Here is a 12,329-nt window from a genome sequence, read left to right on the forward strand (position 1 = left end):
GGTCAGATCTTCAGGTGTGCGAGGACCTTCGGCGCGACGGCCGCGACGAGCGCCGCGCACAGCGCGACGACCGACAGGCCGACGGTCAGGTTCGCGGCCTGCGCGACCGCGCCGATCACGACCGGACCGAACAGCAGTCCGAAATACGCGAGCCCGGCCACGTGCGCGAGCCCTTCGGCCGCGTGGATGCCTTTCACGCGCGCGGCGGCGGCGAACAGCACGGGCATCATGTTCGCGAGGCCGAGGCCCATCAGCGTGAAACCCGTCAGCACGGCGATCGGGTTCGGCAACAGCAGTGCGCCGATCATCCCGGCGCACGCGAGCGACGCACTCGCGAACACGAGCTGCGGCGCGCCGAATCGCGCGCGCACCGCGTCGCCGGCGAATCGCGCGAGCGCCATCCCGCCGGAGAACGCCGCATACGCGGCGCTCGCGAGCGCGGGGCTCGCCGCGACGACGTCGCGCATGTAGACCGTCGCCCAGTCGTACATCGCGCCTTCGGCGATCAGCGCGATCAGCGCAATGCCGCCGAGCATCCACAGCGCGGGCGAGCGCCAGCGGTTGCCGCCGCCGTGCGCGTGTTCGTGATGCGGGACATGCGGCAACACGGACGGGCTCGCGGCGAGCAGTACCGCCGCGCTGACGGCCGCCGCGAGCCCGAGATGCACGGCCGGCGCCATGCCGGCCGACAGCAGCGCGCCGCCGGCCGCCGCGCCCGACATCCCGCCGATGCTGAACATCCCGTGCAGCGCCGACATGATTGGCCTGCCGAGCGCGATCTCGACCGCGCTCGCCTCGGCGTTCATCGCGACGTCGAGCGTCGCCATCGAGAAGCCGAACAGCGCGAGCACGACGAGCAGCATCCAGTAGTCGGGCACGACGAGGATCAGCGCCGCGCAGGCGGCCATCATGAGCCCGCCCGCGAGGCACGCGGTGCGCGAGCCGACGCGCGCGATCCAGCGCGCGATCGTCAGCATCGCGGCGATCGAGCCGCCCGCGACCGCGAACAGCGCGATCGACAGCAGCCCCGGGCTCAACGCGAACTTGTCGCGCACGGTCGGCACGTGCACGCCCCACGACGCGTACATCATGCCGGCGACGAAGAACAGTGCCATCGTGGCCGTGCGGGCGCGCTGGCGGACCGGCAAAGCCAGCACGCGATGCGCGTCGGGCGGTGCGGCGAAGTCGGTCGAGGATCGGGAGGAGGTTTCGGACACGGAATGCTCTTGAATGGACAAGGCGCGGGCGCGTCGCGCCCGTCGGATTCGTCCGATTCTATCGAACCGCTTTCGGTCTTGCCGGCGCGCCGGCCGTCCGGCCGATCGTGATCGGCGCGCTCGCCGCTTGCGCCGGGCGCGTCAGCCATTCGGCCGATGCTCGGCGGGCCGCCGCCGCGGGTAACATCGATGCGCAGGCGGCGCGCCCGACGCGTTCCGGTGCGGCGCGTTTTCGCCACCCTTGCCGCCCAGGCTTTCCGACCGCAGGAGTCACCGTGAACATCGATCCCGCCCTTGCCCTGCACCTGCTGCACCGCTGCGCGCTCGGCACGCTCGCGACCCACGCGCGCGACCCGCAAGGTTTTCCCTATCCGACGGTCGTGCCGTTCGCACCCGATGCGAATCATCGGCCCGTGATTCTCGTGAGCGGTCTCGCCGAACACACGCGCAACCTCGCCGCCGATCCGCGCGCGGGCTTTCTCGTCGTCGACGCGCCGGACGGCGACGTGCTGAACGCCGAGCGCGCGACGCTGCTCGGCCGCTTCGTGCCGCTCGGCGACGATCCGCATGTCGCCGCGCGCTACACGCGCTACGAACCCGACGCCGCACGCTATCTCGCGCTCGGCGATTTCACGTTCTGGGCGCTCGACATCGAGCGGCTGCGCTATATCGGCGGGTTCGGCCGGATGGGCTGGGTGGACTGCACCGGCCTCGATGCGCTGCCGCCGCTCGGGTTCGACGACGAACGGGCGTTGTGGGACGCGTACGACTCGAGCGACGCGCGCCGCGACGGGCTCGATCTGCTCGGCGTCGACCGCCACGGTGCCGACTGGCGCTGCGACGGCCGCCGCGTGCGCACGCCGTTCGAGCCGACGCCGGGCGACGCCGGCGCGCTGCGCGAACGGTTGATGGCCTGTGCGCGGGATGTGACGTGACGCCGCGGATATCGCTTTGTCTGTTTAGCGGCTCGCGCCGTACGATTTTCGCAAACCTGTCGCCTGATGAAAGCTTCGATTTTCTGTATGCAGGGTAATTGCGTATGCTGATAGACCTATTACCGGATCGGTAATGTCCTAATCTCTATGCAAGCGTGTAGAAATTTGAGAAAAGGCCGTGGCCGGTCAAAATGACATGCGTGAATTACAATTGGTCTCGGGATTTTCATGAATCCTGCTTCTATCAAATCTTTTTTGTGCTAATCTCTGCCTTCAAAATCCGAGGCACAAATATTTCATGAATGGTGAGCCGGCTGCAGACCGGTGCCATTGGTCATATAGAAAGGGAAACTATGTCTTCTTACAAGGACCTGCTGGCCCAGCGGGAGAAGCTGGAGAAGCAAATCGAAGAAGCGAAGTCGCGCGAATACGCCGAAGTGCTGAATGACGTGAAGCAGAAAATTGCCGACTACGGCTTTTCGCTCGCCGATCTCGGCCTCAGCCGCGCGAAGGCAGGCAAGGTCGGCCGTCCGCGCGCAGGCGTGGCAGCCAAGTACCGCGATCCGGAAACGGGCGCGACGTGGTCGGGCCGCGGCAAGCCGCCGCGCTGGATCGCCGGCAAGAACCGCGAACAGTTTGCGATTTAAACAACTGTTTAAATCGTTGTCTCAAAAAGAGCCGCGCATCCGTCCAGGAGCGCGGCTCTTTGTATTCCGGCATCGGAATGTATGTGTGTTGTCATGAAAATGTCAGAATCGGCGCGTGAATGAAAATGCAACCCGTTCGCATAAGCGGTTGATTTAAATAGAAAATTTTGGGTTATCGGCGTGTCCCGCGGGCTTCGTTTGATAGAATTCCGTATCTCAACCGATATCTCGTATTTCATGTCCACGTTTTCCGACGACGCGCAAAGCGCGGATAAGCACGCGGTCGCGCGCAAGAGCACCCTCGTCAGTATTGTGCTGAATGTGGTGCTTGCGACGTTTCAGATCGCCGTGGGCGTGGTTGCGCATTCGCAGGCATTGATTGCCGATGGCATCCATTCGATTTCCGATTTGATCTCGGATTTTGTCGTCCTGGTTGCGAATCGCCATAGTGGTGCATCGCCGGATGCCGATCACAATTACGGACACAGCCGCTATGAGACCGTCGCGTCGTTGTTTCTCGGCGCGATCCTGATCGCGGTCGGTATCGGCATGCTCTGGCGCGCCGGCAACCGTCTCGTCAATCTCGAAAACATCCCGGCCGTCCATTTTTCCGCGCTGATCGTTGCGCTGACCGTGCTCGTGTCGAAAGAGGCGTTGTTCCGCTACATGCTGCGCGAGGCGCGGCGCGTGCGTTCGGCGATGCTCGTCGCGAACGCATGGCACGCGCGCTCGGACGCCGCCTCGTCGTTCGTCGTCGCGATCGGCATCGTCGGCAGTCTCGCCGGCGTGCGGCTGCTCGACCCGATCGCCGCCGCGATCGTCGGCTTCATGGTCGCGCGCATGGGCTGGACGTTCGGCTATGACGCGCTGCAGGACCTGTCGGATCGCGCGCTCGACACCACCGACACGGCCGAGATCCGCGCGCTGCTCGCGGCGACGCCGGGCGTGCGCGACGTGCACGACCTGCGCACGCGCAAGATGGGCGATGCGGCGCTCGTCGACGCCCATATCCTCGTCGATCCGATGATCTCCGTATCCGAAGGGCATTACATCGCGGAAACCGCACGTGCGCGTGTGCTGCGCGACCCGCGCGTGCTCGACGCGCTGATCCACGTCGACCCCGAGAACGACGCGGCGCGCCGTCCGGCGCTCGCGCTGCCGCCGCGCGCCGAGATCGCGGCGCGGCTCGAAGCCGCGCTCGCGCAGCGCGGGCTGCATCCGGCCGCGATCAACCTGCACTACCTGAGTACGGGGCTCGAGATCGACGTGACGCTCGACGCCGGCGCGGGCGATAGCGACGCGGCGCTGGCCGGCCGGCTCGATGTCGACGCGCTGAAGCGCGAGTTCGGCGCGCGCCGGATCGGCTTCACGCGCGGGCTGCCCGCGCAGGCGTGAGCGGGCGCCGGCGACCGCGGGCCGCGCGTTACAGCGGCAGTTGCGTGTCGAACTTGATTTCGCGCAGCACGACGCTCGTGCGCACCTGCGACACGGCCGGGATCTTGAAGATCCGTTCGTGCAGGAAGACGTCGTAGGCCTTGATGTCGGGGGCGACGATCTTGAGGATGTAATCGGCTTCGCCCGTCGTGCTGTAGCACTCGGTGACTTCCGGGCAGGTCGCGATCTCGCGCTCGAACTGCTCGACGCCGCCTTCGTTGTGGCGAGTCAGGTGCACGTGCGCGAGCGCGCACACGTGCAGGCCGAGCTTCTCGCGATCGAGCAGCGCGGTGTAGCGCTGGATCACGCCGGACTGTTCCATGTCCTTGATGCGGCGCCAGCACGGCGTGCTCGACAGGCCGACCTGGTCGGAGATTTCCTGCACTGAACGGCGCGCGTCGAGCTGCAACAGGCGAAGGATTTTTTGCGAAAAGGAATCGAGCGTCACCTGCGCCTCCATGCGGCAGCTACAACACGCTGAATGTTAGAGGGCCGGGAAAGGAAAGGCAATCTGGCGGCGTGCCGTTGAGCGAGATTCGCTAATTTGCGCGCGGATCCGTGGGGTTTTGTCCCGCCCCCGCCTGCTCCGACCGATCGGTGTCGGCCACCGCGAGGCCCGCGAGCGCGGCCTGCTGGCGACGCAGGTCGGCGAGCATGTTGCAGAACAGCGCGCCTTGCTCGATCGCGTCGTCGAGCGCGACGTGCGTGTGCGGATGATCGTCGAACCAGTGCTTCGGAAAGCGCGGCTTGATCGCCTTGCGGTACGGCAGGCCCGTCATCGCGAACGCGAGCGTCTTGATGTCGAGCGCCGACCACGAGAACGGGCAGCGTCCGGCGAAGCGCATCATGTACCAGAACATGAACGTGAAATCGAAGCCGGCCGGCATCGCGACGAACACCGGCTTGCCGGGCAGCGCCTCGACCCATTCGACGTACGCGACGAGCGCGGCCTCCGGCGCCTGCAGGTCGCGCCGGCACGCGGCCCACGCTTCCGGCTCCGTCTTCCACCACGCTTCCTGCACCGGATGGGCCTGCGCGCCGGGCAGCGTCTCGAGGTTCGCGGAGAACGTCGCGATCAGCTGCTTGTCCTCGGTATAGGCGGCCGACGCGAAGCTCAGCATCGAGTGCGGGCCGGGAATCGGGCCGTCGGCCTCGACGTCGGTGCTGACGTAGATTTCAGGGATGGCGGTCTGGTTCATCCGAATACCTTGTCGGACACGAACGGATTCGTGCGGCGCTCGTCGCCGAAGGTCGACACCGGGCCGTGGCCCGGCACGAACGTGACGTCGTCGCCGAGCGGCCACAGCTTCTCCTTGATCGAACGCACGAGGTCCGCGTGGTTGCCGCGCGGGAAGTCGGTGCGGCCGATCGAGCCGGCGAACAGCACGTCGCCGACGATCGCGACGCGATGCGCGCGGCTGAAGAACACGACGTGGCCGGGCGTGTGGCCCGGGCAGTGATAGACCTCGAGCGTCTCGTCGCCGAACCGCACGGTGTCGCCGTCGTTCAGCCAGTGGTCCGGCTCGAACGTCTCGGCGGCCGGGAAGCCGAAGCGCTGGCTTTGCATCGGCAGTTGCTCGATCCAGAAGCGCTCGTCTTCCTGCGGCCCCACGATCGGCACGCCGTAGTGCGTCGCGAGCGCCTTCGCGCCCGCGCAGTGATCGACGTGGCCGTGCGTGAGCAGCACCTTCTCGACCTGCACGTTCTGCCGCGCGATCTCCTGTTCGATTCGTTCGAGATCGCCGCCCGGATCGACGACGGCGGCGCGGCCGGTCTGTTCGCAGACCAGCAGCGAGCAGTTCTGCTGGAACGGCGTGACCGGAATGAGCGTGACTTTCATGGAGGCACCGGCGGCTAAAAGGAGCGATTGTACCGGTCGCGCGCGCTGCCTGCCGGCCCTGCGGCGCGCTGTCGGACGCGCGCGTGCGGGCACTCCCCGAGCATCCCGATTGTTACCGCCATAGTGAGAATCAATGGTCCGTCGGGGGTGCTTTTCGAGACAGGCTTTTGGTTTATGTATAATGCGCCCCATTGCGCGTGAATTTCACGCAATTCGCTGGTGTTTCGACCCCGTTAAATAGAGGTGTCGGATTCACCGTCAAGCATCGACCGCCGGGGAGTCCGGCGGTGTATCCAGCACCGAGCATTCGGTGCTCACGTCTTGTCCGGCCGGGTGCTGCGCGCCCGTCTGCGGCCCTGCTGCCGCGCCGCCGGATGAGGCCTGTGCCGCCGTTCCTGTGCGTTGGCTGTACGCGACGCGCGCGAACGTGAAAGCCATGTTCGATGGCGGCATGTGGGGTCTGGTCAGGCTGCCGGGGACAGGTTGCGCCAGACGTGAAAACTAATCAGGACGGTTGCGGCAGAGACGAAAGCCGCGCCCATGCTAGCCGCCTGCTCGCGTAGCCGAGCGGGGCGTGCACGCATTTGCCGTCCGGGCCGCGTATCTGCGTTGTTGAGCAGCGTTGTATCGGTGCGGCCCGAACCAGAAGGCGACACGTCGATGAATTTTCGTTTTCCGACTCGATTCGGGACCATTGCTTTATTTTTTGCGCTGACGGGCTGTGCGGTGCCACCCAGCCAGACCACCGGCAGCGCCAGCCAGAAGAACGCGGTCAACAAGACGGCGGCCGCGAAAGCGGATGACGACAAGCAGCAACTGAATTTCGATTCCGCGCTGGCATCGATGCCGGCTGCCGACAGCAAGGACGCGAAGAAGTCGTCGCTGGCGGACGCCGAGCCGATCGACGGCAAGGATGTGTCCGACTTCCGCCAGACGGGCCGGGCATCGTGGTATGGCCGGGATTTCCACGGCCGCCGCACCGCGAACGGCGAGCGCTTCAACATGAACGCGCTGACCGCCGCGCACCGTACGCTGCCGCTGTCGTCGTACATCAAGGTGACGAACGCGTCGACCGGCAAGTGGGTCGTCGTGAAGGTCAACGATCGCGGGCCGTACAAGCGCGGCCGCGTGCTCGACCTGTCGTATGCCGCTGCCAGGATGATCGGCCTCGTGCACGCCGGCACGGGCCGCGTGAAGATCGAAGGGCTGTCGCCGCAGGAAGCGCGCGAGGCGCGCGACGAAATGCTCGCGTCGGTCTCGGCGAAGTAACGCGGCGGTTCGTCCGCTCATGCAAAAGGGCTGCCATCGGGCAGCCCTTTTTCGTTTCCGCGTGCCGGGCGGCAGGTGCCGCCCGTGCTCGCGCGTCAGCCTTCCTTCAGCACCAGCGCGCGCGCATACAGCGCGTTGCGCGACGCGCCCGTCAGCGCGGCCGCGAGCTTCGCCGCGCTCTTCACCGGCACTTCTTCCAGCAGCAGCTTGAGCAGCGCGTCGTGCGCTGTGTCGTCGGCTTCGCCGACGTCGGCCGGCGCACCTTCGACGACCAGCACGAACTCGCCACGCTGCCGGTTCGCATCGCCGCCGAGCCAGCTCTGTCCTTCGGCCAGGGTGCCCTGGAACAGCTGCTCGTGTAGCTTGGTGAGCTCGCGCGCGATCAGCAGCCGGCGCGCGGGGCCGAACGCGTCGGCGAGGGCGGCGACGGTGTCCGCGATCCGGTGCGGCGCTTCGTAGAACACCAGCGCGTACGGGTGCCGCACGAGCGCCTGCAGCGCGCTCGCGCGCTGCTTCGGCTTCGGCGGCAGGAAGCCCGCGAACGTGAACGTACCGGCCCAGTCGCCCGCCACGCTCAGCGCGGTTACGGCCGCGCTCGCGCCCGGCAGCGGAATCACCGGGAAGCCGGCCGCGCGCACGGCGTCGACGAGCCGCGCGCCGGGGTCCGAAATGCCGGGCGTGCCGGCATCCGACACGTACGCGACGCGTTCGCCGGCGCGCAGCAGCTCGATCACGCGCAGCGCGGCTTCACGTTCGTTGTGCTCGTGCACGGCGACGAGCGGTTTCGACATGCCGTAACGGGCCAGCAGCTGGCCCGTGTTGCGGGTGTCTTCGGCCGCGATGCGGTCGGCGAGGCCGAGCACGTGCAGCGCGCGCAGCGTGATGTCGGCGGTGTTGCCGATCGGCGTCGCGACCACATAGAGCGCGGCGTCCGGGTAGTGCTGCGTTTGCGCAAGTTCGAGGAGGGCAGTCATGGCAGGCAATGCGCGCAATCGCGGCGCAAGCGGAACAAGGACGGCATTGTGCCACGCGGCGCCGGCCGCGCCGGGCAGCGAGCGCGGTTTGCCGCCCGGCGGCGGCAACTTTTCCGGCACGGCGCGATCCAGATCGGTCGGCGCGAACTTCGAGCAGCGCGCGCGGCAGTTCCTGGAACGCCGCGGTCTCGCGTTCGTCGCGGCGAACGTGACGATGCGCGGCGGCGAACTCGACCTCGTGATGCGCACGCCCGACGGCACGCTCGTGTTCGTCGAGGTGCGCGCGCGGCGCAGCACCCGGCATGGCGGCGCGGCCGCGAGCGTCGGCTGGCGCAAGCGGCGGCGTCTGGTCGCGGCCGCGCTCCATTTCTGGGTGCGGCACGGCGCGGGTGCCGCGTGCCGTTTCGACGTCGTCGCGTTCGAGGCCGGCCGGCTCGAGTGGCTGCGCGATGCATTTCGTGCCGACGATGCGTAGCCGCGAGCTGTGACCAGATGTAAAGAGTTCTCGTCATACCCCCGGAGAGGGTGCCGGAGTGCGGTAAACTCGCCGCACCCATGACGTTGCGCGCGGTGTGCCGACGCGCCCAGTTCACCAGGAATCGATGTCAGTCGAACGTATTCAGCAACATTTCCGCGACAGCGCCGCGCTTCACGCCGAAGCGGCCGACGCGCTGTCGCTGCCGATCGCAGCCGCGGTCGACGCGATGTTCGCCGCGCTGGCGAACGGCAACAAGATCGTCGCGTGCGGCGACGGCCCGTCGGCCGCTGCCGCGCACTACCTCGCCGTGTCGCTCGTCGGCGGTTTCGAGCGCGAGCGTCCGGGCCTGCCCGCGATCGCGTTGGCCACCGATGCGTCGCAGGGCGGCCTCACGGGGGCAGCCGTTGCCGATCAGCTGTTCGCGCAGCAGGTTCGCGTGCTCGGGCAGACCGGCGACATCCTGCTGGTGCTCGACGCGAGCGGCGCGTCTTCGCGCGTGCTGGCCGCGATCGACGAGGCGCACGAGCGCGAGATGACCGTCGTCGCGCTGACGGGCGGCGACGGCCATGCCGTCGCGGCCGCGCTGTCCGATACCGATATTCCGATCAGCGTGCCCGCCTCGCGTGCGGCGCGCGTCCACGAAGTCCATCTGCTGACCATCCACTGCCTGTGCGACGGCATCGACGCGATGCTGCTGGGTGAGGATTGAACGAAGGAGAGCCGTCGATGAATCAAAGCCGCGTCAAACAGACGCTCGTCAGAACCACGTTGCTCGCCGCGCTGACGGCGGGTCTCGCGATGTCGCTGCAGGGCTGCGTGCTCGGCGTGCTGGGCGCGGCGGCCGGCGGTGGTGCGCTGATCGCGACCGATCGCCGGACGCTCGGCGCGCAGACCGAGGATCGCGAGATCCAGGTCAAGTCGCTCACGCAGATCAACAACGGGCTGCCGGACCAGTCGCACGTGAACGTGACCGTGTTCAACCGCCGCGTGCTGCTGACGGGCGAAGTGCCGAACGACGCGTCGAAGCAGCGCGCCGAGGAAATCGTGCGCGGCATCAACAACGTGAACGCGATCGTCAACGAGCTGTCGGTGGAGCCGGCGGCGTCGCTGTCGTCGCGCGCGAACGACTCGTACCTCGAAGGGCGCGTGAAGTCCGAGCTGATCGCGACGAAGGGGCTGTCGGCGAACTACTACAAGGTCGTCAGCGAGCGTGGCAACATCTACCTGCTGGGTCTCGTGACGGTCGACGAAGGCAATCGCGGCGCGGATGCGGCGAGCCAGGTGCCGGGCGTCGAGAAGGTCGTGAAGGTGTTCCAGTACATCCAGCCGCAGGACGCGCAGGCATTGCAGGCCGCGTCGCCGAGCGGTGCGTCCGGCGCGCAGGCCGCCGCCGCGCCCGCGGATGCCGCGACGGTCGGGGCGGTGCCCGATGCGTCGGTCCAGTCCACGCCGTTGCAACCGCCCGCGCCGATCTCGAATTCGTCGAGCGTGCACCCGGGCAACCCGAAGGCCACGCCGCAATGAAGTCGACGCAGATGAAGTTGAAGCAATGGATGGTGCAGGGCGCCGCGACGGTTGCGCTCGCGGTCAGCGCGCTCGGCACGGCGCAGGCGGACGTCGGCGACGGCCTGAAGGTCGCGCGCGGCAACGCCTGCATGGGTTGCCACGCAGTGGACCGCAAACTCGTCGGCCCGTCGTTCAAGGACATCGCCGCCCGCTACAAGTCGGATCCGCAGGCCGTCGCGAAGCTGTCGAAGAAGGTGAAGGACGGCGGCTCCGGCGTCTGGGGCGCGATTCCGATGCCGGCGCACCCGCGCATGAGCGACACGGATGTGCGCGCCGTGGTCGAATGGGTGCTGGCCGGCGCGCCGTCGAAGTGACGCGTCGGGGGTGACTGAACCCCTATTGCCAAGCGCGGAAATGCATGTGTATGATGGTTGTCTGTTGGGGCGGTAGCTCAGCTGGGAGAGCGTCGCGTTCGCAATGCGAAGGTCGGGAGTTCGATCCTCCTCCGCTCCACCAATAGATTCCGAAGGGCTCGGTCGCAAGACCGGGCCCTTTTGTTTTCTCGCGTGTCCGGCTCCGCCGCCGTCACCCCCGCCCGAAACTCGGCCGCTTCGGATCGTACGTCCACCCCGGCACCAGATACCGCATCGCCATCGCATCGTCACGCGCCGTGCCGCCGACTTCCCTGTACAGCGCATGCGCGGCCTCGACCTGCGCCATGTCGAGCTCGATCCCGAGCCCCGGCCGCTCCGGCACGGCCACCTGGCCGCCGACGATCTCGAGCGGCTCGCGCGTGAGCCGCGCGTCGCCTTCCTGCCAGATCCAGTGCGTGTCGATCGCGGTGATCGTGCCGGGTGCCGCGGCGGCCGCATGCGTGAACATCGCCAGCGACACGTCGAAGTGGTTGTTCGAGTGCGAACCCCACGTGAGCCCCCAGTCGCGGCACAGCTGCGCGAGCCGCACCGAGCCCTGCATCGTCCAGAAGTGCGGATCGGCGAGCGGGATGTCGACTGCCTGCAGCCGCACCGCATGATCCATCTGCCGCCAGTCGGTCGCGATCATGTTGGTCGCGGTAGGGATGCCGGTCGCCCGCCGAAACTCGGCCATCACTTCGCGGCCCGAGTAGCCGGCCTCCGGCCCGCACGGGTCCTCCGCATACGCGAGCAGATGACCCTGCCCGCGGCACAGCGCGACCGCTTCGTCGAGCGACCACGCGCCGTTCGGGTCGAGCGTCGCGCGCGCGTCGGGAAAGCGCGCCTTGATCGCCGCGATCGCTTCCATTTCGTCCGCGCCGGCCATCACGCCGCCCTTCAGCTTGAAATCGACGAAGCCGTAGCGCTCGACCGCGGCCTCGGCCTGCTGCGCGATCGCGGCCGGCGTGAGCGCGGCTTCGTTGCGCAGCCGGAACCACGGATCGGTTGCGTGCGTTTCGTCGCGATACGGCAGGTCGGTGCGGCGCCGCTCGCCGATGTAGAACAGGTACGCGAGCATCGGCACCGCGTCGCGCTGCTGGCCTTCGCCGAGCAGCGCCGCGACCGGCACGTCGAGATGCTGGCCGAGCAGGTCCAGCAGCGCGGCCTCGATCGCGGTGATCACGTTGTCGAGCCGCAGGTTGATCTCGTGCGGCTGGCGCAGCACGGCCGCCTCGCCGGCCGACGTCACCTCGTGCCGGATCGTGCGTCCTGCACCCGCGCCGGTGCCGGACAGCGCCGCGCGCACCGCGTTGAGCGTGGCCTGGTAACGCCCGATCGACTGGCCGACCACGAGATCGGTCATCCGTTCGAGCGCGTGGCGGATACCTTCGCCGCCGGGCACTTCGCCGACGCCGGTGTTGCCGCTGCTGTCGTCGAGGATCACGAGGTTGCGCGTGAAATACGGCGCGTGCGCGCCGCACAGGTTCAGCAGCATGCTGTCGCGGCCGGCGACGGGGATCACCTGCATGCGCGTGACGCGCGGCGTGCCGGCACGGCGGGATTCGGACATCGGTTCGCTCCTGGTTCCGGTGGTACGCGGGCCGCCGGACGCGCCG

The 12,329-nt window shown here is 67.8% G+C and carries 14 protein-coding genes and 1 tRNA gene; 9 read left to right on the forward strand and 6 right to left on the reverse strand.

What is annotated here, in order from left to right; translation table 11 throughout:
* Positions 1–2: 2 nt before the first annotated feature.
* Positions 3–1,217, reverse strand: coding sequence for an MFS transporter (locus tag U5771_RS31160; RefSeq protein ID WP_322027486.1), 1,215 nt, complete (start codon positions 1,215–1,217; stop codon positions 3–5).
* A gap of 275 nt (positions 1,218–1,492) precedes the next feature.
* On the opposite strand from U5771_RS31160, the gene U5771_RS31165 reads away from it, so the two are divergent.
* The 3 genes from U5771_RS31165 (at position 1,493) to U5771_RS31175 (ending at position 4,194) form a co-directional block, all read left to right on the forward strand.
* A complete protein-coding gene (locus U5771_RS31165; protein WP_322027487.1) occupies positions 1,493–2,152 on the forward strand; it encodes a HugZ family protein in 660 nt (219 codons plus the stop codon).
* A 353-nt stretch (positions 2,153–2,505) separates the two neighbouring features.
* The gene (locus U5771_RS31170; protein ID WP_039324408.1) at positions 2,506–2,799 is read left to right on the forward strand and encodes an H-NS family nucleoid-associated regulatory protein; all 294 of its coding nucleotides are present in this window, start codon (positions 2,506–2,508) and stop codon (positions 2,797–2,799) included.
* 237 nt (positions 2,800–3,036) lie between these two features.
* Positions 3,037–4,194: a cation diffusion facilitator family transporter gene (locus U5771_RS31175; RefSeq protein ID WP_322027488.1), complete on the forward strand. Its 1,158-nt coding sequence runs from the start codon at positions 3,037–3,039 to the stop codon at positions 4,192–4,194.
* Between the two features lie 28 nt (positions 4,195–4,222).
* On the opposite strand, the gene U5771_RS31180 is transcribed toward U5771_RS31175, so the two are convergent.
* The 3 genes from U5771_RS31180 to U5771_RS31190 all read right to left on the reverse strand — a co-directional run bounded on the left by U5771_RS31180 (position 4,223) and on the right by U5771_RS31190 (position 6,073).
* Positions 4,223–4,693, reverse strand: coding sequence for an Lrp/AsnC family transcriptional regulator (locus tag U5771_RS31180; RefSeq protein ID WP_006477376.1), 471 nt, complete (start codon positions 4,691–4,693; stop codon positions 4,223–4,225).
* A 79-nt stretch (positions 4,694–4,772) separates the two neighbouring features.
* On the reverse strand, positions 4,773–5,432 hold the full coding sequence (locus U5771_RS31185) for an exonuclease (RefSeq protein WP_322027489.1): 660 nt from the start codon (positions 5,430–5,432) through the stop codon (positions 4,773–4,775).
* Positions 5,429–6,073 carry an MBL fold metallo-hydrolase gene (locus tag U5771_RS31190; RefSeq protein ID WP_322027490.1) on the reverse strand — a complete coding sequence of 215 codons (645 nt, stop codon included), beginning with the start codon at positions 6,071–6,073 and terminating at the stop codon, positions 5,429–5,431. Before U5771_RS31190 ends, U5771_RS31185 begins: the two co-directional genes overlap by 4 nt.
* Positions 6,074–6,733: 660 nt before the next feature.
* Between U5771_RS31190 and U5771_RS31195 the strand changes: the two genes are divergently transcribed.
* Entirely contained in the window at positions 6,734–7,342 is a 609-nt protein-coding gene (locus tag U5771_RS31195) for a septal ring lytic transglycosylase RlpA family protein (RefSeq protein ID WP_322027491.1), read from the forward strand.
* A 95-nt stretch (positions 7,343–7,437) separates the two neighbouring features.
* Here the strand turns inward: U5771_RS31195 and rsmI are convergent, their stop codons facing one another.
* Complete coding sequence (rsmI, locus tag U5771_RS31200) at positions 7,438–8,316, reverse strand: 16S rRNA (cytidine(1402)-2'-O)-methyltransferase (RefSeq protein ID WP_322027492.1); 879 nt, start codon at positions 8,314–8,316, stop codon at positions 7,438–7,440.
* Positions 8,317–8,362: 46 nt separating this feature from the next.
* Here rsmI and U5771_RS31205 point away from each other — a divergent pair, with 46 nt between their 5' ends.
* From U5771_RS31205 to U5771_RS31225, 5 genes are all read left to right on the forward strand, one after another.
* Entirely contained in the window at positions 8,363–8,791 is a 429-nt protein-coding gene (locus tag U5771_RS31205) for a YraN family protein (RefSeq protein ID WP_322027513.1), read from the forward strand.
* 127 nt (positions 8,792–8,918) lie between these two features.
* Entirely contained in the window at positions 8,919–9,503 is a 585-nt protein-coding gene (locus U5771_RS31210; protein WP_322027493.1) for an SIS domain-containing protein, read from the forward strand.
* 17 nt (positions 9,504–9,520) lie between these two features.
* Positions 9,521–10,318 (forward strand): BON domain-containing protein, encoded by a 798-nt coding sequence (locus U5771_RS31215; RefSeq protein WP_322027494.1) that lies wholly within the window; start codon positions 9,521–9,523, stop codon positions 10,316–10,318.
* On the forward strand, positions 10,315–10,674 hold the full coding sequence (locus U5771_RS31220) for a c-type cytochrome (protein ID WP_322027495.1): 360 nt from the start codon (positions 10,315–10,317) through the stop codon (positions 10,672–10,674). Before U5771_RS31215 ends, U5771_RS31220 begins: the two co-directional genes overlap by 4 nt.
* Before the next feature lie 66 nt (positions 10,675–10,740).
* Positions 10,741–10,816 (forward strand) — tRNA-Ala (locus U5771_RS31225).
* 69 nt (positions 10,817–10,885) lie between these two features.
* Here U5771_RS31225 and U5771_RS31230 read toward each other — a convergent pair.
* Positions 10,886–12,283, reverse strand: a complete 1,398-nt coding sequence (locus U5771_RS31230; RefSeq protein WP_322027496.1) for an enolase C-terminal domain-like protein — start codon at positions 12,281–12,283, stop codon at positions 10,886–10,888.
* Between the last annotated feature and the right edge of the window lie 46 nt (positions 12,284–12,329).

It is taken from the genome of Burkholderia sp. BCC1977, from assembly GCF_905339595.1.
Classification (GTDB): Bacteria; Pseudomonadota; Gammaproteobacteria; order Burkholderiales; family Burkholderiaceae; genus Burkholderia.